We start from the raw sequence: 20,051 nt of genomic DNA on the forward strand, positions 1-20,051 counted from the left end.
TGTTCACTCCTTCTCGTGAATGGCCGAACTACCGCACCAGCCGCTCCAGCAGTCCGGCGGCGCGGGTATAGGGTTCGGGCAGTAGCCGTTTGGACTGCCAGATGAGCTTGGCCTCGATTTGCGGGACCACGTAGAGCTGGCCACGGTCCACGGCGTCGAGGGTGGTGCGGGCAATGGCGGCGGGAGGGCGGCCGGTCCAGCGCAGCAGCCGGTCACCCCACTCCGAGACGGTTTCGTCGCCGATCGAAACACCCTGCAGGATATTGGTTTTCACGGCGGTGGGGCAGAGCGCGGTAACGCTGACGCCGGTGCCGGAGAGCTCCGCGGCGAGGGTCTCCGACAGGGCGAGTACGCCCGCCTTGCTGACGTTGTAGGCGGCCATGCGCGGTGCGGCACCGAAGGCCGCCGCGGAGGCCACATTCACAATCGCGCCGTGTCCGGTGGCGCGCAGCCGGGGTGCGAAGACATGGCAGCCGTGGATGACGCCCCACAGATTGATATCGAGGACCTGATGCCATTCGTCAAGGGGTGTATCCCCGACCACCGCACCACCACGGCCGATTCCGGCATTATTGACCACCACATCGGCGGTTTTGCCGAACCATTCCTCGGCGGTATTCGCGAGCGCCTCGACCTGTTCGATCCGGCGCACATCGCAGACCGTGTCGAAGGCTTTTCCGCCTGTGGCGGCGACCAATTCGACGGTTTCCCGGGCGCGGCCGGCATCGATATCGGAGCAGATCACCCGCCCGCCGCGCCGGCCGAGTTCGATGGCGAAGGCGCGGCCGATTCCGCTGCCCGCACCGGTCACCACCGCATCCGCCTGCCGAGTGCGGCGGGAACCGCCGAATGGATTGAGTCGCATGGGAACTCCCGGAGCTGTCTGGTCCGGTGCGGCAACTGGTGGCATCTGCCACCATTGGCCGCGCCTGCCCCCAATTAGGCGCTCGATAGGGCAAAATGTCAATGATGAACGTGCCCGCACCGGCCCGGACCTGGGGCGGTCGAACCCAGCAGGAACGCCGTACCGAACGCCGCCGCAGACTGATCGACGCGGCGCTGGCGATATGGCTCGAAAACGGCTGGGCCGCAGTCACAATGCGCGGTATCTGCACCGCCGCGGGCTTGAACGATCGCTACTTCTACGAGCACTTCGCCGACCGCGACGAACTACTCGCCGCGGTTTGGGACGAGGTCTGCTTCGAGGTCTTCGGCGAATTGTCCGGCGTAGTGGCCGAACACGTGCACCTGCGACCCCTGGAAATCCTGCACGAGGTGATCGCCCGCGCCGTAGCCCTGCAGGTGGACAGCCCCGCCCGCATCCTCTTCGGCGATCACGCCGGCAGCCGCATCCTGGAGGAGCGCCGCAAAACCATGCTCACCGAGGCCACCGACCTGCTCATCGCCACCGGCCGCCCCTACCTGCGCCCCGGCTTCGACGAGTCCGACCTCCGCATGGGAACCCTCATGGGCATAGGCGGTTTCGTGGAACTTCTCACCGCCTGGCGCACCGGCGCCATCGAATCCGACACCGACCGCATAATCGACCATGTAACCCGCACCGCCAACCTGCTCGGCGCGCAATACCTCGCACTTCCCGAGTGAACCCGAGTTCAGAGATTGTCGATGTGGTAGACGCGCTGGGCATTACCGCGGAAGATCTGCTCCAATGCCTTCTCGTCCGCGCCGTGCTCGGTGAGGGCGGTCGCCACCGCCTCGGCGGCATTGCCGATACTCGTAATCGGTTTGTCCACAGGGAAATTGGATCCCCAGATGAGCCGATCCGCGCCGAAGACATCCAGTGCGTGCTGTAGCAGCGGCGAAATACGTTCCAGCAGTACGGGTACCGGTGTGGGATTGCCGCGCGGGGGCACGGGATGCCCGAGGATCGGCATCATCAGGCCGCTTACTTTGGCCATCACATTCGGATGGGTGGCGAGTGCGCTCAGGTCGTCGCGCCAGCGAATGAACAGCTCGCGCCGCTGCCCCGGATTACGTCCGGTCTCCCTGCCCACCGGCCCGAAAATGCCCGCGGGCGTACCGAGATGGTTCAGCACGATGGTGGCGTCCGGATAGTGCCCGGCCAGCGTGGTCACCTCCGGTAACTGCTGCGAATACACCCACGCCTCGAAGCCGAGACCGCGTTCGGCCAGCGCACCGAAGCCATTCAGGAATTCGGGGGAGGTGAGCGCGCCGGGTGTCTTGTTGTGCGCGCGCACCTTCGGATCGGGATGGTATTCGACCCGGGTCCGAATGCCCCGGAACAGCGGTGACGCCGCCATATGCGCGTCCAGCAGCTCCGCGAACCCGGGCGCGGCCGGATCGCCCGCACCGATGATCGCGCCGAGCGCGGGCGTATCCACACCGAACGGCAGGCTCGCCACCCACCGCGTCTCGCCGACCGGTGCCAGCGGACCCTTACCGGCCCACTCCACCTCGATATGCACAATGCCCTCGACCGGCACGTCCCCGGCATCGGCCCGATAGTCGGCGGGCAGATACGGGTGTACGAACGGTTCGGGGTCGCCGACGAATTCGCGATCCCGGCGCGGTGCCAGCCGCTTGGCCCAATCGATCGGAACCGGTATGGCCCGGAAGAGTTTGGCGAGCCCGCTGAATTCGCGCGGTGTGGTCAGCGGATCCCACTGATGGATGTGCGCGTCGACGACTGTCATGCCCGCGAGGTCCATGATGTCCCTTCCGTCCGGGTCGGCCTGATGCGGATTGTTCCACGCCCCGCACGGCGAAACGCCGAATTCGGAGTGCTACAGCCCGAGTCCCGCCCCGATCGGCTGACCGAGCGTGATTCCCGGCGGCATGGCGAAGATGGCGCTGCCGGTGTGTTGAATAACGGTATTGAGCCGATCGGTCGCGGCGAGCAGCCGCTGCGCCCGGATGAACTGCTCCGGTGGATTGTTCATATACGCCGCGAACAGCAGTCCGGCATCGAGCTGGGCATGACCACCGTGCTTGTGGTCGGGGTCGGTCCCGTCCGGATGACTGTGCGCGGGGACGGATTCCGCCGCAGCACCGGAGTCGGTGGCCGCACTGGTCGCCACCAGCGTGCCGTAGTCGTAGCTGTATCCGCGCCGCAGCATGGGAATGCCGTGCACCAACCGCACATGCGCATCCGCCGGAATGACGGGCTCACCATTGGCGGCGCGTGCGTCCAGGTCCACCGGATCGGTCTCCACACTGCCGCTCAACGGCGACCCGTCATCGCGCCGCCGCCCGATGATCCGGTCCTGCTCCGGGCGCGAGAGCTGATCCCATTCGGCGGTGCTCATCCTGATCTTGCGGAACACCAGATACGTTCCGCCATGGAACCATTCGGGCTCCTCGGGCGCGTTCACCCAGACCGCCGCGTCGAAGGCGGTGCTGCCCGCACTCGGGTTCGCGGTCCCGTCCTTGTGCCCGAACATATTTCGTGGTGTACCGCCGTCGGCGGGCCGGCTCAGGAAACCGTGCTGGGTCCAGCGCAGCTTGGCCAATCCCGGCATGCGGGCGCGCAGCGCGCGAAAGGCGTGACTGACGATCTGCGGATCATCGGAGCAGATCTGCGCCATGATGTCACCGCCGGTCCAGCTGCCGCGCAACTTATCTCCCGGAAATTCGGGCAGGTCGGTGAGGTGCCGGGGCCGCCGATCCGCCAGCCCCGACCACTCCGCGAAGACCGCCGGGCCGAGGCCGAGGGTGATGGTGAGCCGGGCCGGATCGAGCCCCGTCGCGAAATCGGTGTGATCACTGAATCCCGCTGCGCTGCCGGGCTTGTCGGGTACCCGCGTGCCTGCGGTCAGGGCCGCGGCGGTCGCGGTCCAGGCGGCCAGCAGATCCCGCAGTACGCCGCGGTCCCGGCTCGCCAGATCGCAGGACAGGAACAGGGCGTGCGATTGCGCGGTGGTGGCGATTCCGGCCTGGTGAGCGGCGTGGAAAGCGACTGTGCGAGAGGTGGTTTCGCCCGGGGCGGTGACCCGGCCCGCGACCACGCCCGCGGTGGCCGCGCCCGCCGCGACGATTGCCGAACCGAAGAGTCCGCGACGCGAGACCCGGGGCATGCCAAAAGAATTACTACGATCCGTAGTAGATTCGCTCATGGTCACGAAGCGTAGCCGGGTTTCGGTTCACCTTCAACCATACTGAAGGTTGGTGAAAAGCGCACGGTTGCCCGGCCGCAACCGGTTCATGCGCGAGACTGGAGCCGTGACCACCGAGAACGGCCGTCCCCGACCGCAGATCACCAGCGCCGGAATTGTCCTGCTCACCCTGGCCCGGCGCGTCGAGACCGAACTCAATGCCGCGCTCACCCCTCTCGGCCTCACCGTCGCCAGATTCGGTTTGCTGGCACACATTTCCGTCATCCCCGGCGCCTCGTTCAGTGACCTGGCCCGCCTGTCCGGCATCAGTGTGCAGAGCGTGCACACCGCGGTGAAAACCCTGGTCGCCAATGGTCTGGTGCGGGACAGCACCGCCCGCGCGGGAACGGCGTCGACAATCGAACTGACCGACGCCGGCACCCGGTTACTGCGAAAGGCCGAACAGGTGGCCGTCGAGGTCGACGAGCACATGTTCGGCCCCGACGCCGATCCGATTCAACGACAGATCGGGCAGAGCGTGCTCGCCGCCTTCGCCGCCGAACCGGACTCCTGATACACCCGGGAGATCAGGCGGTCTCGTAGTCGAAGCTGATGTGGTGAGTACCGTCCGCGTCGATATCGATACTGCCCGCGCCCGTGATACCCGCCAGCTCACCGGTGCCGCTGCCCGGCACGATAATGAAGAACTGCTCGCTGCGGTCGGTACCGGTGGTGGTGGCCGAATGCGCGAAATTGAACGCTCCCGCACGGCCGTTGAGCGAACCCTCGAAAGACTCCATGGCCAGATACGTTCCGGTCTCGGTGGCCTGATCGAACGCGGCGGTGAATACGGTCGCCGCGCGGCCCGCCACCTCACCCTCGAACTGCTTCTCCATCAACATGACGCCCACGGGCACACCGGTCGCGACGGCCGGGTCCGGGACGACCTCGGTGGGTACGAACGACTTCACACTGAAAGTTCCTGTTGCCTGCACGAATTCGAGCCTAACGGCGGGGTCCGACATGATCTTGGATAAACACGTCAGACATTCGCGCATCAGACATTGCGCCGATACTGCCCGCCCACGGTGAAGAAGGTGTCGGTCACCTGCTGCAGCGTGCACACCCGCGCGGCATCCATGAGCACCTCGAACACATTCGCGTCCGTACTCGCCGCCTCCGCCAGCCGGGCCAGCGCCGCCGGAGCCGCATCCCGATTCCGGGCCGTGAACTCGCGCACCCGGCGCAGCTGCGACTGCTTCTCCTGCTCGGTGCCGCGCGCCAACTCCAGCACCCGATGCTCCTCCGCATGCGGATTCCGGAAGGTGTTCACGCCGATAATCGGCAGGCTCCCTTCATGTTTGCGCCGCTCGTACAGCATCGACTCATCCTGGATGCGGCCCCGCTGATACCCGGTCTCCATGGCACCGAGCACCCCGCCGCGTTCGGAGATGCGCTCGAATTCGCTCAGCACCGCCTCCTCCACCAGATCGGTGAGCTCATCGATGATGAAACTGCCCTGCAGCGGATTCTCATTCATCGCCAGGCCCCACTCGCGATTGATGATCAGCTGAATCGCCAGCGCCCGGCGCACCGACTCCTCGGTCGGGGTGGTGACCGCCTCGTCGTAGGCATTGGTGTGCAGGCTGTTGCAATTGTCGTAGACGGCGATCAGCGCCTGCAGCGTGGTGCGAATATCGTTGAAGCTCATCTCCTGTGCGTGCAGCGACCGGCCCGAGGTCTGCACGTGATACTTCAGTTTCTGCGAGCGCTCATCGGCCCCGTACCGGTCCCGCATGGCGACCGCCCAGATGCGCCGCGCCACCCGCCCGATCACCGAATACTCCGCATCCATGCCATTGGAGAAGAAGAACGACAGATTCGGCGCGAAATCGTCGATCCGCATACCGCGCGCCAGATACGACTCCACATAGGTGAAACCGTTCGCGAGCGTGAACGCCAGCTGACTGATCGGATTCGCCCCGGCCTCGGCAATGTGATAGCCGGAGATCGACACCGAGTAGAAGTTGCGAACGCTGTTGCGCACGAACCATTCCTGAATATCGGCCATCATGCGCAGACTGAATTCGGTGGAGAAGATGCAGGTGTTCTGGCCCTGATCCTCCTTGAGAATGTCCGCCTGCACGGTGCCGCGCACGGTCGCCAGGGTCTGCGCGCGCAGCTCCGCAGCCTCCTCGGCGGTGGGCTCGCGGTCCTGTGCCGCCGAGAACTGTTCCTGCGCTTGATCAATGGCGGCATTGAGATAGAACGCCAGAATCGTGGGCGCGGGACCATTGATGGTCATCGAGACCGACGTACTCGGTGCGTCCAGATCGAAGCCGTCGTACAGCGCCTTCATATCGTCGAGGGTGGCAATCGAGACGCCGGAGGTGCCGACCTTGCCATAGATATCCGGCCGCTCCGCCGGATCATGTCCATACAGGGTCACCGAATCGAATGCGGTCGAAAGCCGTTTGGCCTCAGCATGTTCCGACAACACCTTGAACCGCCGATTGGTGCGGAACGGGTCACCCTCTCCGGCGAACATGCGCGCCGGATCCTCATTGTCCCGCTTGAACGCAAACACCCCGGCGGTGAACGGAAACCTCCCCGGCAGATTCTCCGCCCGCAGAAACCGCAGCAGCTCACCATGATCGGTGTACCGGGGGAGTGCTACTCGGGGAATCGAACTGCCGGACAAGCTCTCCCGCCGCAACGGCGTCCGCAACTCCCTACCCCGAATCCGAACCACCTGCTCCGCCCCCTGATATGACTCGACGACAGCGGGCCATTCCGCCAGCAGCGTGGCGCTTTCGGGTGCCAGATCCGCGCGTGCCCGATCCAGCAGCTCCCCGATGGCGGCTGCCCCTTCCGTCATCCCGGCGCGTTTTTGGCCGGGATCCACCCCGGTCAGTGGATCCCGGCCAAAAGCATGCTGGGATGACGAGGGGGAGGCAGCTGCCGAAGGGGTGAGTTCGTCAAGCACCAGCTCCAGGCGCTGAACCCGTTGTGCGGCAGCACTTTGCCGGGCAGTCGCGGCGTGATAGTCCCGCACCGTCTCGGCGATCTCGGCCAGATACCGCACCCGGGCGGGTGGAATGATCTGCGCGAACCGGGTCGAGGTTCGGGTATTCACCCGCGCCAGTACACCGGGTTCCAGCGGCAGTCCCTGTTCGCCGAGCAGTCCGCGCAAATGCTGGTACAGCGCCGTCACGCCGTCATCGTTGAATGTCGCGGCGCTGGTGCCGAATACCGGCATATCCTCCGGTGCGGCATGGAATGCCTCCCGGTTGCGCACCAGCTGCCGCGACACATCGCGCAGCGCGTCTTCCGCGCCACGCCGCTCGAATTTATTGACGGCCACCACATCCGCGTAATCCAGCATGTCGATCTTCTCCAGCTGGGAGGCCGCGCCGAACTCCGGTGTCATGACATACAGCGAGACATCCACATGTTCGGCGATCGCCGCGTCGCCCTGCCCGATACCGGGTGTCTCCAGCACGACGAGGTCGTAACCCGCTGCCTTGCAAGCGATTACCATGGCATCGATATTCCGCGGCAGCTCGCGCTCACCCCGGGTGGCCAGCGAACGGAAGTACACCCGTTCGGGGTCCAGGGCATTCATGCGAATGCGATCGCCGAGCAGCGCACCGCCGCCGCGCCGCCGGGTGGGATCGACCGCCAGCACCGCCACCCGCAGCTTGTCCTGCTGATCGGTGCGCAGCCGTCGAACGAGTTCGTCTGTGAGAGAAGACTTTCCGGACCCACCCGTACCGGTGATGCCGAGTACGGGCACCTGCCGTCGTGCCGCCGCCGCGGTCAGCTCGGCCAGGTCCGCCGCCGCCAGCGCATCCTGTTGTAGGCAGGTGAGGGTCCGGGCCAGTGCCGCCCGGTCTCCGCTCAGCACCGCCTCGACCGGTGCGGGCGTGACCGTCAGATCCACATCGCAGCCCGCGATCAGTTGATTGATCATGCCCGGCAGTCCGAGCCGCTGCCCGTCCTCCGGCGAGAAGATGGTCACCCCGGCCGCCGCCAGCCGCGCGATCTCCTCGGGCACGATCACCCCGCCGCCCCCGCCGAAGATGCGCACGTGCCCCGCCCCGGCCTCCCGCAATGCGGCGGCGAGGTACTCGAAGTATTCGATGTGTCCGCCCTGATACGAGCTGACCGCGACCCCCTGCACGTCCTCGCTGACCGCCGCATCCACCACTTCGCTCACGGCCCGGTTGTGTCCGAGATGAATCACCTCGGCCCCTTGCGCCTGCAGGATTCTGCGCATGATGTTGATGGCCGCGTCATGGCCGTCGAACAGCGCCGCCGAGGTCACGAACCGTACCGGGTTCGCCGGAACATGCAGATCGGCCATGGGATCCTCCACCTCTGCGGCCGTACCGTTGATACCCCAATAGTAGGACGTCAAATCAAATGTGAGGTGAGATCCGCCACAGCAACATCTCTGGAAATACATGGATGTCCAACTATATGGTGACCTAAGACCGCGCGACCTATGTGCGGAGCCGGCGTCCCACCTCTGCGGATACCGGCGGTGACATCGAGACAGGACTGGCATGGTTCGCGAACTCACGCACTTCATCGGCGGGCAGCACGTAGCCGGAACCTCCGGCAAATTCCGGGACGTCTTCAATCCCAGCACCGGACAGGTGCAGGCGCGGGTACCCCTGGCCAGTAAGGCCGAGGTCGAGGCCGTCATCGCCAATGCCGCGCAAGCGCAGCTCGTCTGGGCCGCCTACAATCCGCAGAAGCGGGCGCGCGTGCTGATGAAGTTCCTGGCGCTGGTGCAGGACGAGATGGATTCGCTCGCCGCACTGCTCTCCTCCGAGCACGGCAAGACCATTCCGGACGCCAAGGGCGATATCCAGCGCGGCCTCGAGGTCATCGAATTCGCCGTCGGCATCCCGCATCTGCTCAAGGGCGAGTACACCGAGAGCGCCGGCACCGGCATCGACGTGTACTCCATGCGCCAGCCGCTCGGCGTGGTCGCGGGCATCACCCCGTTCAACTTCCCCGCCATGATCCCGCTGTGGAAGGCCGGACCCGCGCTCGCGTGCGGAAACGCCTTCGTGCTCAAGCCTTCCGAGCGTGACCCGTCCGTGCCGCTGCGCCTGGCCGAGCTGTTCCTCGAGGCCGGACTGCCCGCGGGCGTGTTCAACGTCGTCAACGGCGACAAGGAAGCCGTCGACACGCTGCTGCACGATGACCGGATCAAGGCGGTCGGCTTCGTCGGCTCCACCCCGATCGCGCAGTACATCTACGAGACCGCCACCGCCAACGGCAAGCGCGCACAGTGCTTCGGTGGCGCCAAGAACCACGCCATCATCATGCCGGACGCCGACCTCGACGATGTGGCCGATCAGCTCATCGGCGCGGGCTACGGCTCGGCGGGCGAGCGCTGCATGGCCATCTCCATTGCCGTGCCGGTCGGCGAGGAGACCGCGGATCGCCTGCGCGACAAGCTGATCGAGCGCATCGCCAAGCTCAATGTCGGCCTCTCCGACGATCCGGGCGCGGACTTCGGTCCCCTGGTCGGCCAGGACGGCGTGGACCGCGTCAACGATTACGTGCAGATCGGTGTCGACGAGGGCGCGGAGCTCGTCATCGACGGCCGCGGCCTGGTGGTCGAGGGCGGTGAGGACGGCTTCTTCGCCGGCGCAACGCTTTTCGACCGCGCCACCCCGGAGATGCGGATCTACAAGGAAGAGATCTTCGGTCCCGTGCTCACCATCGTGCGCGCCAAGGACTACGAGGAGGCGCTGCGCCTGCCGAACGAGCACGAATACGGTAACGGCGTAGCCATTTTCACCCGCGACGGTGACACCGCCCGCGACTTCGCCGCGCGCGTACAGGTCGGCATGGTCGGCATCAACGTCCCGATCCCGGTGCCGATCGCGTACCACACCTTCGGCGGCTGGAAGCGTTCCGGCTTCGGCGATCTCAACCAGCACGGCCCGGACTCGATCCGCTTCTACACCAAGACCAAGACGGTGACCCAGCGCTGGCCCTCCGGACTCAAGGAGAGCAACGCCTTCGTCATCCCGACCATGGACTGACTTCATGTTCACACTCGACGAGGACGAGAAGGCGATCACCGCGACCGCCCGCTCCTTTGCCGACGAGCTGCTCGCGCCCAACGCACTGGAATGGGATGAGCGCAAACACTTTCCGATAGATGTGTTGCGCAAGGCCGGGCAGCTCGGCCTGGGCGGTATCTACGTGCGCGAGGACGTGGGCGGCTCGGCACTGCGGCGACTGGATGCGGTGCGCATCTTCGAGCAGCTCTCCACCGGCTGCCCGGCCATCGCCGCGTACATCTCCATCCACAATATGGCCTCGTGGATGATCGACAGTTACGGCGATGAGGCGCAACGCAATCGGTGGCTGCCGGGGCTGACCACCATGGATCTGCTCGCCAGCTACGCACTCACCGAGCCGAGTGTCGGCTCCGACGCGGCGGCCTTGAGCACCAAGGCCGTTCGCGACGGCGACGACTATCTGCTCACCGGCGTAAAGCAATTCATCTCCGGTGCGGGCAGCAGTGACGTGTATGTGGTCATGGCGCGCACCAGTGACAATGGGGCACGCGGGATTTCGGCCTTCATCGTGCCCGCCGATACACCCGGACTCTCGTTCGGCGCGAACGAGCGCAAGATGGGCTGGAACGCGCAACCCACCCGGCAGGTCATTCTCGACCAGGCCCGGGTGCCCGCGGCCAACCTGCTCGGCGCGGAGGGCAATGGCTTCCGCATCGCCATGAACGGGCTCAATGGCGGGCGGCTCAATATCGCCGCCTGCTCGCTGGGTGGTGCGCAAGCGGCCATGGATCAGACCGTGGCGTACCTGGCGCAGCGCAAGGCATTCGGTGCGCGACTGCTGGACAACACCGCACTGCAATTCGAGCTCGCCGATATGCGCACCTCCCTGGAGGCCGCCCGCACCCTGCTCTGGCGCGCGGCCGCCGCCCTGGACGCCGACGCCGACGACAAGGTCGAACTCTGCGCCATGGCCAAACGGTTCACCACCGACGCCGGATTCGAGGTGGCCAACAAGGCCCTGCAATTGCACGGTGGCTACGGTTACCTGGCCGAATACGGAATCGAGAAGATCGTCCGCGACCTGCGCGTACATCAGATTCTGGAAGGCACAAACGAAATCATGCGGGTCGTGGTCGCCCGCTCGGTGGTAGGAGCAGCATGAGCGAGGCGAACGAACCCGAGGTTCTGATCGAACAGCGCGACGGGCTCGGCCTGATCACGCTGAACCGGCCCCGGGCCATCAACGCGTTGAACCACTCCATGGCGCTGTCCATCCTGGACGCACTGCGCGCCTGGGAGACCGACGATCGGGTGCGCACCGTGCTGCTCACCGGCGCGGGGGAGCGCGGGCTGTGCGCGGGCGGCGATATCGTCGCCATTCACACCGACGCGAAGAACGCTGTCGCACAAGGTGATTCGCCGTGGACATCGGCCGATTCGCCGAGCGGGCGGTTCTGGCGGGACGAATACATTCTGAACGCCTATATCGGGAACTACCCGAAGCCGTATGTGGCCATCATGGACGGCATTGTGATGGGTGGCGGCGTCGGCCTGTCCGGGCACGCCTCGCATCGCATTGTCACCGAGCGCTCCAAAGTCGGCATGCCCGAAACCGGTATCGGCTTCATTCCGGATGTCGGCGGCACCTATCTGCTCTCGCACGCACCCGGCGAGATCGGCACCCATATCGGGCTCACCACCGCCCGCATGACCGCCGGTGATGCCATCGCGGCCGGATTCGCCGACGCTTTCGTTCCCGTGGAGCACATTCCGGCGCTCGTCGAAGCCCTGCGCACCCTCGATGCGGACGATGCCATCGCCAAATTCGCTCAGCCCGCACCGGTTTCGGAGTTCATCGCACAGCGGGACTGGATCGACTACTGCTACAGCGCGGACACCGTCGAGGAGATCGTGCACCGGCTGCAGACCGACGGGCGCGCCGAGGCTGCTCAGGCCGCCGTCGACGTGCTGTCGAAATCGCCTGTGGCGCTGAAGGTCACGCTGCGGTCGCTGCGCGGCGCGCGCAAGGCCGACAGCCTCGAAGAGGTGCTGAACCAGGAGTACCGGGTCTCGGCCGCCTCGCTGAACACCCACGATCTGGTGGAAGGTATCCGCTCCCAGGTCATCGACAAGGACCGCAATCCGCAGTGGCTGCCCGCGACGCTCGCGGATGTCACCGAGGCCGATGTGGACGCCTACTTCGGCGCCCTCGGCGATCGCGAATTGGGTTTGGCCACACCGAAGGACGAGCTGTGAGCACTGAGAACGTTGGTAAGAAGGTCGGATTCCTCGGCCTGGGTCACATGGGTGGGCCGATGGCCGCCAACCTCGTGAAGGCCGGGTACGAGGTCCTGGCCTTCGATCCCGTGCCCGCCGCACAGGAGCAGGCCCGCCAGGACGGCGCGACCGTCGTCACGACACCCGTTGCGGCCGTTGCCGAATCGGAGATCGTCATCACCATGCTGCCCAACGGCCGCATTGTGCTCGACCTCTACAACGACGTGCTCGCGGCCGCGAAGCCGGGCACGCTGTTCGTCGACTGCTCGACCATCGACGTCGACGATGCCAAGTCGGCCGCGGAACTCGCTGTCGCAGCGGGACATCGGGCCCTGGACGCACCCGTGTCCGGTGGCGTGGCCGGTGCCGCGGCGGGCACCCTCACCTTCATGGTGGGCGGCGCGGACGCCGACTTCGCCGCCGCCCTCCCGCTGCTGGAGGTCATGGGCGGCAAGGTCGTACACTGCGGCGGCGCGGGCGTCGGCCAGGCCGCCAAGGTCTGCAACAACATGATCCTGGGCATCTCCATGATCGGGTTGTCCGAGGCCATCGTGCTCGGCGAGAAGCTCGGCCTGACCAATGAGAAGTTCTTCGACGTGGTGTCGACGGCTTCGGGCCAGTCCTGGGCGCTCACCTCGTACTGCCCGGTTCCCGGACCGGTGCCGACCAGCCCGGCCAACAATGACTACAAGCCCGGCTTCGCCACCGCGCTCATGACCAAGGACCTCGGCCTGGCCGCGAATGCCTTGCAGGCCAATGGGGTCGACGGACAGATCGGTTTGCTCGCCGCGGAGATCTACAACCGCTTCAACCAGGACGAAGCGGGCAAGGATTTCTCGGCTATCGTCACCGATATCCGTAAGCGATCTGGAGGAGAACAGTGATGACCGCATCGCGCAGCGATTCCGTGGGGGGCGGCGGCCGGGAGGCGGGTGGGCGTGACTTCGAGACGATTCTGCTGGAGCGTAAGGGGCGCGTCGCCCTCATCACGCTGAACCGGCCGAAGGCCCTCAACGCGCTGAACTCGCAGGTCCTGGCCGATATATCGGCCGCCCTCGACGAGCTCGAGAACGACAATGAGATCGGCGCGGTCGTACTGACCGGCTCCGAGCGCGCCTTCGCGGCGGGCGCGGATATCAAGGAAATGTCCGACAAGTCGTACATGGATGTGTTCCTCACCGATCACTTCGCGGGCTGGGACCGACTGGTCGCCTTCCGCAAGCCGATCATCGCCGCGGTCGCCGGCTACGCCCTCGGCGGCGGCTGCGAACTCGCCATGATGTGCGACATCCTGCTCGCCGCCGACACCGCCAAATTCGGCCAGCCCGAAATCAAGCTCGGCGTCATCCCCGGCATGGGCGGCTCGCAGCGCCTCACCCGCGCCGTCGGCAAGGCCAAGGCCATGGACCTCATCCTCACCGGCCGCAATATGGACGCCGTGGAGGCCGAGCGCGCGGGCCTGGTCTCGCGCATCGTCCCCGCCGCCGACCTGGTCGCCACCGCCCTCGAGGTAGCCGAAACCATTGCGTCCATGTCCCTTCCGTCGGTCATGATCGCCAAGGAAGCGGTCGACCGCGCCTTCGAAACCACCCTCACCGAGGGCCTGCGCTTCGAACGCCGCGTCTTCCACTCCCTCTTCGCCACCGAGGATCAGAAGGAAGGCATGGCGGCTTTCGTCGAAAAGCGCCCCGCCAACTTCAGCAACCGGTAACCGAAACACGCTCCAGGAAAAGGGGTTTGGGGGCTTCCCCCAAACCCCTTTTCTTGCTGTGCGCGCAAAGGCTGTGGCGCCGTACTTCATTCAGTGTTTGGGCGGGCCGACCACTTCGACGGTCGGCGGTTTTCCGTCGGTGTGCTCGCCCTCGTGATTCATGGCGAGCGCGCCCGCGATCGTGCCGCCGAGGGTGGCGGTGACCGCTATCGCGGCGACCAGTTTGCGGCGGGAGGGGGTGTCTTCGCCGCGGAATGCGGGGACGGGGTTGAAGCGGACGCTGCGGACCCGGCGGGCCGAGGGGCGTTCGGCGGCGAGCAGGACCGCGCCCCGGGTGGAGACGAATTCTGGTTCGGGGTCATAGATCTGGGGGAGGTCGAGCTGCTGTTCCAGTTCGTCGCGGATGCTCTTGTTGCGGGTGCAGCCGCCCAGTAATGCCATCGCGGTGGGGTGTACGCCGGTCTCGTCGATCATCTGCCGGACGAACGAGGCCGAATGGTGAATACCGGCGGCGACCAGATCGGCGAAGTCGCTGCGGGTGATGACGGCGCGGTGACCGTTGATCGGATCACAGACGGTGATCACGCGATCGGTGGCCAGGGCCTCCTTGTAGCGGCGACTGGTGGCCAGATCGACGGTCACGCCGCCGCGCACCAGCAACCAGCGAAGTAGGGCGTCATGGCCGTCACCGCCCAGGACAGTACTGCGTTTACTGGCCAGGATCGCATCGGTGCGGCAATCGATCTGCGTCAGCGTCAAACCCGAAGCGCCCAGGTCATATAGGAGAATCGAGCCCTCGGAGGGCAGCTTGCCGGTGAATCGCAGATAGCGGAGCTGGGCGACCGGCTCGTCGATCAGGGTCAGGCGATTGCGGCCCGCCGTCCCGCGAATGGCATCCGCGTGCGCCGAACAGCGGCAGGTCACGGCGATACCGGTAATGAATTCATCACGCTGCTCAGCGGATCCGCGCATGAGCCGAATGGCTTCGAAAACCCCCTCCTCGATCCCGCCACCGGTGCGGCGCGGCACCCGGCAACGGTCGATCGGAGGTAGATGCGGCTGGTCGGAATGGGTGAGCATGGCACGCGCACCAGCCACGCCAGCTGACACTCCGAGGACCAGCACCATGGCCTCAATGGTGAACCTTTTGCCGTCCGATGCCAAGGCTATGACGCAGGAAATTGGCTGACCGGATGCTGGATGGTTACTGCGGGGCCCAGCGGGTCGGCGAGTCGCCACTGCCGAAGTCGCCTGCGGTCTGCCGGAATTCCGCCAGCAATTGCAGCAGCAGCTGTAAACGCTCCGGCTCCAGACCGGCATTCGCGAACACCTGACCGTTCAACTGGGTCGTCGCCCTGGCGACCAATTCCCTTCCAGCATCGGTGATTTCGATGAGCGTCGCGCGCCGGTCACTCGGATGTGGCACCCGCTTCACCAACCCCGCCGCTTCCAGCCGATCCACCGTATTGGTGACACTCGTCGGATGCACCTGCAGACGCGCACTGGCCACCGCCATCGGCAGCGCGCCGGTTTTGCTGAAGCTCAACAACATCAGTAGCTCGTAGCGGGAAAACGTCAGTCCCGAGGGCTTGAGCGCCTCATCCACCCGCGCCATCACGATTTGCTGAGCCCGCACCAGCGAGGTCACCGCCGCCATCCCATCGGCCACCTCACCCCAGCCGTGCTCGGTCCACTGGCGATGCGCCTCCTCGATGGGATCCAGGGGCAGAGGACGTGGCCGGGACATGCCCACGATCATCGCATGCGAAGCACCCGTATTCCGCCGCACCGAGCCCCATTTCGGTGTCGTAGTCTTTGCGCTACAAGGAGGCAGTACGTGACCAACCCGCTCGGCCCGAAGTTCGACCCGACACCATCCACACCTCGGGGCCCGTACAGTGTGCCGTTCCCAGAGTTCGCTCCGCGCAAGCGCAATCGGCAGCCGATGCTGCTCGGAGTCGTCATCGCCATTATCGCCGCGGGTGTCGCGGGCCTGCTGCTATGGCCGCAGAACGCGGGTGGCGACTCCACCGCCACCGACGAATTCGCACCCACCGCCGCCGACCACGACCCCTCCACCCGCATCAACGGCGTGGTCCGCAAGGACTACCCGGCGGGCGTACACGTCGCGGGCAACCAGCGTGTCGCCTACACCCAGACCCCGCCCTTCGGTGGCGCACACGACGGATCCTGGCTGCCCTGCACCGGTGTGAACTTCACCGTCGCGATCCGCAATGAGAATGCCGTGCACGCGCTCGAACACGGCGCGGTCTGGATCGCCTACAACCCGGCCACCCTCGACGCGGACGGCCGGGCTGTGCTCGAGGGGCAGGTGATCGCCAAGCCCTACATGCTCATGTCGCCGTATCCGGGGCTGGACACTCCGATCTCGCTGCAATCCTGGGGCCACCAGTTGAAGCTCAGCGATGCCCGCGATCCGCGTGTCGCACAGTTCATCAGCGCGCTGCGGCTGAACCAGTACACCTACCCGGAGCCGGGCGCGAGCTGCTCCAACCCGATGATCGACAGCAACAACCCGCCGCTGTTCGATCCCAACCCGCCGGGACCGGACGCCTACTCCGAAGCCGGGGTCGCCCCGCCGCCGCCCCCGCCCGCCCCGGAACCCGCGCCCGAGCCGCCGCCCGGCCCGGAGCCCGCACCCGAACCCTGATTGAAATCAGCGTGATTCGAACCCTGGTCCCGAATCGTCCTGCCCGCCATTATTGATTTCGATGCGGGTGTGACCGAGTGGCCAGGTAGCGGTCTGCAAAGCCGTATACGCGGGTTCGACTCCCGCCGCTCGCTCCAAATGTGCAGGCCCCCATGATAATTCATGGGGGCCTGTGCCTTACTGTGCGCGGGCCAGCCCCGAGAAATCGCGTAGCACAGTGTGATTGCGGTCGGCGGTTGCACCCAGGGTGTATTCGGGGAGCAGCCCGAAGTATTCGCCGCGGGACCGGGCGCTCCAGCGGCGGGCGTTCGCGGTGCGAGTCTTGTGGAAATTGACGGTGTAGCCGCCCTCGTAGATTCGCAGCAGGGAGTAGCCGCCGGGGTATTCCTTGGCCGCGGCCACCTCCAGGAACTCGACCGGTATGGCGAGATCCGGTCGGGTGCGGCGGTTTCGGTGGGTATGTCCGGAGTGATGCAGGAAAACACCCGGTGCCGATCGGTAAAGGGCTTGCAGTTCGGCCGAATTCGCGGCATTGAGGATGAAACCCGGTCCCGCGAGATTGGACCAGCCGGATTCGGTGGTAACCGGATGGTGGCTGAAGACCAGGGTGGGGCGATCCGGGTCGGCCAGCAGCACTTCGCGCAGGCGATCGAATTGCGCGTGGTCGATGGTGCCGCCGGCGCTGTCGAGCTCGGTGGTGTCCAGGGCCAGCAGGCGTAATTCGCCCACCTCGAATTCACCCAATCGCTGTCGCGGGGTGAAGGATTCGCCCCAGCAGTCGAAGTGGTCCAGATATGCCTCGCAGCTCGCGTAGTCGCTGCCGAGATGTGGGCGATCGTGATTTCCCCTGCACGCGAACCAATCTCGGTCCGCCGTACCCCAGGAAGCCAGGTGCTGATGCACGCCTGCGACCTGGTCGGGTGTGGCCTCGGCGGTGAGATCTCCGGCGATCAGCAGATGGTCGGCCGCACGATCCGGGCAATGCAGATCATCCAGGATCGCGGCCAGCATGACCTCGGGATACGGTGCGAGACCGGGCTCTTGGCGCACGCCCGGCGGCAGGCCGGCCGTGATGAGCCCGCTGATCTCCTCGCCGTAGTGCACATCATTGGCGAGTGCGATGGTCCGCAGTAAACGGCCTGGCGGTGGCACCGCGGTGGTGAACTCGCCGGTCGCCTCCGGCGTATTCGGTAGTCGGGTAGCCACATTCAACGCCGGTGTGGCCGGAACGCCGAACGACCGCGCCTCGAATCGATAGCGCCGTCCGGGTTCCAGGCCGGTGACGTCGGCATAGTGGAAGGCCGTCGGCTCGGCGTCGGCGAACACCTGTCGTAGCGCACCGTCGACCGGACCCAGCCACACCTCGGTGTCGGTCTCGACCGGCACCGGATCGCCATTCTCGTTCGGCCCCAACGTGGTCCAGGTGAGCACCGCCGACTGCTCGGTGATCGTGACAACCTCCAGATCCGTCGCCACCACCGAACCTACCTGGGCGCGCACCGAAACCGGCCGTGCCAGCGGTAACAGCGCCGCCGCCGCGAACGCGCCGAGTACGCGCCGCCGATTCGGCCCGCAGCAACTCATGACCGGATCACCTGCCGTCGGTCGAACACACCTTCCATGCGCCCTCTTCCTTGCGGAGATGCTCGGTGGCCGTGGTGGTCTTGTCATCGGATCCCGGAACGGAAAGCGCGCCTACCATTTTGGCGGTGGCGCGGTCGCCGGTGACGGTGATCTGGTCGACGCCGACTATGCGGATTTCCATCCTGCCCTGTTCGGCCGCGGCCTTCTGGGAGGCCGGGAGCGCGTCGTACTCCGCGCGGTCCGCGGTGCACGCCTTGGTGACCGCGACCGCCGGACCCTTGCTCGACAGGGTGCCGTAGAAGTCGTGAATGGCGGAGTCGATGCGCTGACTGTCGCTGGGAGAATCCTTGCCGGAGAGCGAGACCGCCGTCGCTATACCGCCACCTACTACGACGACCGCTGCCACGGCCAGCCCGACGAGTAGTGGTTTGCGACCTCCCCCACGAGATTTGCCAAAAGCTTGCTGGTCGTCCGTTGCGGCGCTGTACGGTTCTCCGCCGGGCGGCAGGGTCATCGAGTTCCTTCGATCGGTCCACCACTGAATGTCCGCAGACTACGGCAAAACGGTTGCAATTCGGTGGGGTGCCGGACCTGTCCGGCCGGTGAGGCGGTAGGTTGGTTAGCCAAACCTCAGGAATGGGGATTGGCATGTCGAAAGGACGGTCATGGCAGCGGCTCGATGGAAACTGGTGTCCGGCGCGGTAGCCGCGATCACCCTGCTCGCGGCGACGGGATGCTCCAATTCGTCCAAGGACGACAACGAGATCCTGGTCTACAACGCCCAGCACGAGTCGTTGACCAAGGAGTGGGCCGAGGCCTTCACCAAGGAAACCGGCATCAAGGTGACCATGCGCCAGGGCGGCGACACCGACCTGGGCAACCAGCTCGTCGCCGAGGGCAAGAACTCGCCCGCCGACGTCTTCCTCACCGAGAACTCCCCGGCCATGGCGCTGGTCGAGAATGCCGGACTTTTCGCCGACGTGAACGCCGACACCCTCGCGCAGGTGCCCGAGCAGTTCCGTCCCTCCACCGGTAAGTGGACCGGAATCGCCGCCCGCTCAACCGTTTTCGTCTACAACACCGGCAAGCTCCCCGCCGATCAGCTGCCGCACTCGCTGCTCGATCTGCAGCAGCCGCAGTGGAAGGGCCGCTGGAGCGCCGGCGTCTCCGGTGCCGATTTCCAGGCCATTGTGGCCGGGCTGCTCGCACTGAAGGGTGAGGACGTCACCAAGGCGTGGCTCAAGGGCATGAAAGAGAATGCCATCGCCTCGCAGAACAATGTGACGACCATGAAGGGCGTCAACTCCGGCCAGTTCGACGGCGGCGTGATCTACCACTACTACTGGTACCGCGATCAGGCCAATACCAAGGAGAACAGCAACAACACCAAGCTGTACTACTTCAAGAACCAGGACCCGGGCGCCTTCGTCTCCATTTCCGGTGGCGGCGTGCTGAAGTCGAGCAAGAAGCAGGAGAACGCGCAGAAGTTCCTCGCCTTCATCGCCTCGGAGAAGGGGCAGGCCGTACTGCGCGACGGCGACTCGATGGAGTACCCGGTCTCGGCCACCGTCGCCGCCAACCCGGCGCTGCCGCCGCTGGCCACCCTCGACGCGCCGAAGGTCGATCCGAGCAAGCTGGACGCCAAGAAGGTCACCCAGCTCATGACCGAGGCGGGCCTGCTCTAA

General features: G+C 65.9%; 18 protein-coding genes and 1 tRNA gene. 10 read left to right on the forward strand and 9 right to left on the reverse strand.

Annotated features, from left to right (window positions below):
• Positions 1-28: 28 nt before the first annotated feature.
• On the reverse strand, positions 29-865 hold the full coding sequence (locus tag GFY24_RS15960) for an SDR family NAD(P)-dependent oxidoreductase (RefSeq protein ID WP_153805809.1): 837 nt from the start codon (positions 863-865) through the stop codon (positions 29-31).
• 104 nt (positions 866-969) lie between these two features.
• Here GFY24_RS15960 and GFY24_RS15965 point away from each other — a divergent pair, with 104 nt between their 5' ends.
• A complete protein-coding gene (locus GFY24_RS15965) occupies positions 970-1,605 on the forward strand; it encodes a TetR/AcrR family transcriptional regulator (protein WP_153805906.1) in 636 nt (211 codons plus the stop codon).
• Between the two features lie 8 nt (positions 1,606-1,613).
• On the opposite strand, the gene GFY24_RS15970 is transcribed toward GFY24_RS15965, so the two are convergent.
• Both GFY24_RS15970 and GFY24_RS15975 read right to left on the reverse strand, forming a co-directional pair.
• Positions 1,614-2,690: an amidohydrolase gene (locus GFY24_RS15970; RefSeq protein WP_153805810.1), complete on the reverse strand. Its 1,077-nt coding sequence runs from the start codon at positions 2,688-2,690 to the stop codon at positions 1,614-1,616.
• Positions 2,691-2,765: 75 nt separating this feature from the next.
• Complete coding sequence (locus GFY24_RS15975) at positions 2,766-4,055, reverse strand: Dyp-type peroxidase (protein WP_228566347.1); 1,290 nt, start codon at positions 4,053-4,055, stop codon at positions 2,766-2,768.
• A gap of 145 nt (positions 4,056-4,200) precedes the next feature.
• Between GFY24_RS15975 and GFY24_RS15980 the strand changes: the two genes are divergently transcribed.
• Positions 4,201-4,647 (forward strand): MarR family winged helix-turn-helix transcriptional regulator, encoded by a 447-nt coding sequence (locus GFY24_RS15980; RefSeq protein ID WP_309230908.1) that lies wholly within the window; start codon positions 4,201-4,203, stop codon positions 4,645-4,647.
• Positions 4,648-4,660: 13 nt separating this feature from the next.
• On the opposite strand, the gene GFY24_RS15985 is transcribed toward GFY24_RS15980, so the two are convergent.
• Positions 4,661-5,068 carry a DUF3224 domain-containing protein gene (locus GFY24_RS15985; protein ID WP_309230909.1) on the reverse strand — a complete coding sequence of 136 codons (408 nt, stop codon included), beginning with the start codon at positions 5,066-5,068 and terminating at the stop codon, positions 4,661-4,663.
• A 62-nt stretch (positions 5,069-5,130) separates the two neighbouring features.
• Positions 5,131-8,439, reverse strand: coding sequence for a methylmalonyl-CoA mutase family protein (locus tag GFY24_RS15990; protein WP_153805814.1), 3,309 nt, complete (start codon positions 8,437-8,439; stop codon positions 5,131-5,133).
• A gap of 202 nt (positions 8,440-8,641) precedes the next feature.
• On the opposite strand from GFY24_RS15990, the gene GFY24_RS15995 reads away from it, so the two are divergent.
• From GFY24_RS15995 to GFY24_RS16015, 5 genes are read left to right on the forward strand one after another with little or no spacing between them, the layout of a single operon-like run.
• Positions 8,642-10,141 (forward strand): CoA-acylating methylmalonate-semialdehyde dehydrogenase, encoded by a 1,500-nt coding sequence (locus GFY24_RS15995; protein ID WP_153805815.1) that lies wholly within the window; start codon positions 8,642-8,644, stop codon positions 10,139-10,141.
• Positions 10,142-10,145: 4 nt separating this feature from the next.
• Positions 10,146-11,285, forward strand: a complete 1,140-nt coding sequence (locus GFY24_RS16000; protein WP_153805816.1) for an acyl-CoA dehydrogenase family protein — start codon at positions 10,146-10,148, stop codon at positions 11,283-11,285.
• The gene (locus GFY24_RS16005) at positions 11,282-12,379 is read left to right on the forward strand and encodes an enoyl-CoA hydratase/isomerase family protein (RefSeq protein ID WP_153805817.1); all 1,098 of its coding nucleotides are present in this window, start codon (positions 11,282-11,284) and stop codon (positions 12,377-12,379) included. Before GFY24_RS16000 ends, GFY24_RS16005 begins: the two co-directional genes overlap by 4 nt.
• Positions 12,376-13,284 carry a 3-hydroxyisobutyrate dehydrogenase gene (gene mmsB, locus GFY24_RS16010; RefSeq protein ID WP_309230910.1) on the forward strand — a complete coding sequence of 303 codons (909 nt, stop codon included), beginning with the start codon at positions 12,376-12,378 and terminating at the stop codon, positions 13,282-13,284. Before GFY24_RS16005 ends, mmsB begins: the two co-directional genes overlap by 4 nt.
• On the forward strand, positions 13,284-14,111 hold the full coding sequence (locus tag GFY24_RS16015; RefSeq protein ID WP_153805818.1) for an enoyl-CoA hydratase: 828 nt from the start codon (positions 13,284-13,286) through the stop codon (positions 14,109-14,111). Before mmsB ends, GFY24_RS16015 begins: the two co-directional genes overlap by 1 nt.
• A gap of 90 nt (positions 14,112-14,201) precedes the next feature.
• On the opposite strand, the gene GFY24_RS16020 is transcribed toward GFY24_RS16015, so the two are convergent.
• Positions 14,202-15,209 carry a hypothetical protein gene (locus tag GFY24_RS16020; protein WP_309230911.1) on the reverse strand — a complete coding sequence of 336 codons (1,008 nt, stop codon included), beginning with the start codon at positions 15,207-15,209 and terminating at the stop codon, positions 14,202-14,204.
• A 106-nt stretch (positions 15,210-15,315) separates the two neighbouring features.
• On the reverse strand, positions 15,316-15,858 hold the full coding sequence (locus GFY24_RS16025; RefSeq protein WP_153805820.1) for a MarR family winged helix-turn-helix transcriptional regulator: 543 nt from the start codon (positions 15,856-15,858) through the stop codon (positions 15,316-15,318).
• A 90-nt stretch (positions 15,859-15,948) separates the two neighbouring features.
• Here GFY24_RS16025 and GFY24_RS16030 point away from each other — a divergent pair, with 90 nt between their 5' ends.
• Positions 15,949-16,782 (forward strand): DUF3105 domain-containing protein, encoded by an 834-nt coding sequence (locus GFY24_RS16030; protein ID WP_309230912.1) that lies wholly within the window; start codon positions 15,949-15,951, stop codon positions 16,780-16,782.
• A gap of 63 nt (positions 16,783-16,845) precedes the next feature.
• Positions 16,846-16,919 (forward strand) — tRNA-Cys (locus GFY24_RS16035).
• A 40-nt stretch (positions 16,920-16,959) separates the two neighbouring features.
• Here GFY24_RS16035 and GFY24_RS16040 read toward each other — a convergent pair.
• Together GFY24_RS16040 and GFY24_RS16045 are read right to left on the reverse strand one after the other, a co-directional pair.
• On the reverse strand, positions 16,960-18,366 hold the full coding sequence (locus GFY24_RS16040) for a metallophosphoesterase (RefSeq protein ID WP_153805821.1): 1,407 nt from the start codon (positions 18,364-18,366) through the stop codon (positions 16,960-16,962).
• A gap of 7 nt (positions 18,367-18,373) precedes the next feature.
• The gene (locus GFY24_RS16045; protein WP_153805822.1) at positions 18,374-18,880 is read right to left on the reverse strand and encodes a hypothetical protein; all 507 of its coding nucleotides are present in this window, start codon (positions 18,878-18,880) and stop codon (positions 18,374-18,376) included.
• 151 nt (positions 18,881-19,031) lie between these two features.
• On the opposite strand from GFY24_RS16045, the gene GFY24_RS16050 reads away from it, so the two are divergent.
• On the forward strand, positions 19,032-20,051 hold the full coding sequence (locus tag GFY24_RS16050; RefSeq protein WP_153805823.1) for an iron ABC transporter substrate-binding protein: 1,020 nt from the start codon (positions 19,032-19,034) through the stop codon (positions 20,049-20,051).

Source organism: Nocardia sp. SYP-A9097 (assembly GCF_009649815.1).
GTDB lineage: Bacteria > Actinomycetota > Actinomycetes > Mycobacteriales > Mycobacteriaceae > Nocardia.

Bases quoted from the DNA above. Each gene is read 5' to 3' on its own strand.
- GFY24_RS15960 (WP_153805809.1), bottom strand. From the start codon at position 865: ATGCGACTCAATCCATTCGGCGGTTCCCGCCGCACTCGGCAGGCGGAT.
- GFY24_RS15965 (WP_153805906.1), top strand. From the start codon at position 970: ATGAACGTGCCCGCACCGGCCCGGACCTGGGGCGGTCGAACCCAGCAG.
- GFY24_RS15970 (WP_153805810.1), bottom strand. From the start codon at position 2,690: ATGGACCTCGCGGGCATGACAGTCGTCGACGCGCACATCCATCAGTGG.
- GFY24_RS15975 (WP_228566347.1), bottom strand. From the start codon at position 4,055: ATGCCCCGGGTCTCGCGTCGCGGACTCTTCGGTTCGGCAATCGTCGCG.
- GFY24_RS15990 (WP_153805814.1), bottom strand. From the start codon at position 8,439: ATGGCCGATCTGCATGTTCCGGCGAACCCGGTACGGTTCGTGACCTCG.
- GFY24_RS15995 (WP_153805815.1), top strand. From the start codon at position 8,642: ATGGTTCGCGAACTCACGCACTTCATCGGCGGGCAGCACGTAGCCGGA.
- GFY24_RS16000 (WP_153805816.1), top strand. From the start codon at position 10,146: ATGTTCACACTCGACGAGGACGAGAAGGCGATCACCGCGACCGCCCGC.
- GFY24_RS16005 (WP_153805817.1), top strand. From the start codon at position 11,282: ATGAGCGAGGCGAACGAACCCGAGGTTCTGATCGAACAGCGCGACGGG.
- GFY24_RS16015 (WP_153805818.1), top strand. From the start codon at position 13,284: ATGACCGCATCGCGCAGCGATTCCGTGGGGGGCGGCGGCCGGGAGGCG.
- GFY24_RS16025 (WP_153805820.1), bottom strand. From the start codon at position 15,858: ATGTCCCGGCCACGTCCTCTGCCCCTGGATCCCATCGAGGAGGCGCAT.
- GFY24_RS16040 (WP_153805821.1), bottom strand. From the start codon at position 18,366: ATGAGTTGCTGCGGGCCGAATCGGCGGCGCGTACTCGGCGCGTTCGCG.
- GFY24_RS16045 (WP_153805822.1), bottom strand. From the start codon at position 18,880: ATGACCCTGCCGCCCGGCGGAGAACCGTACAGCGCCGCAACGGACGAC.
- GFY24_RS16050 (WP_153805823.1), top strand. From the start codon at position 19,032: ATGGCAGCGGCTCGATGGAAACTGGTGTCCGGCGCGGTAGCCGCGATC.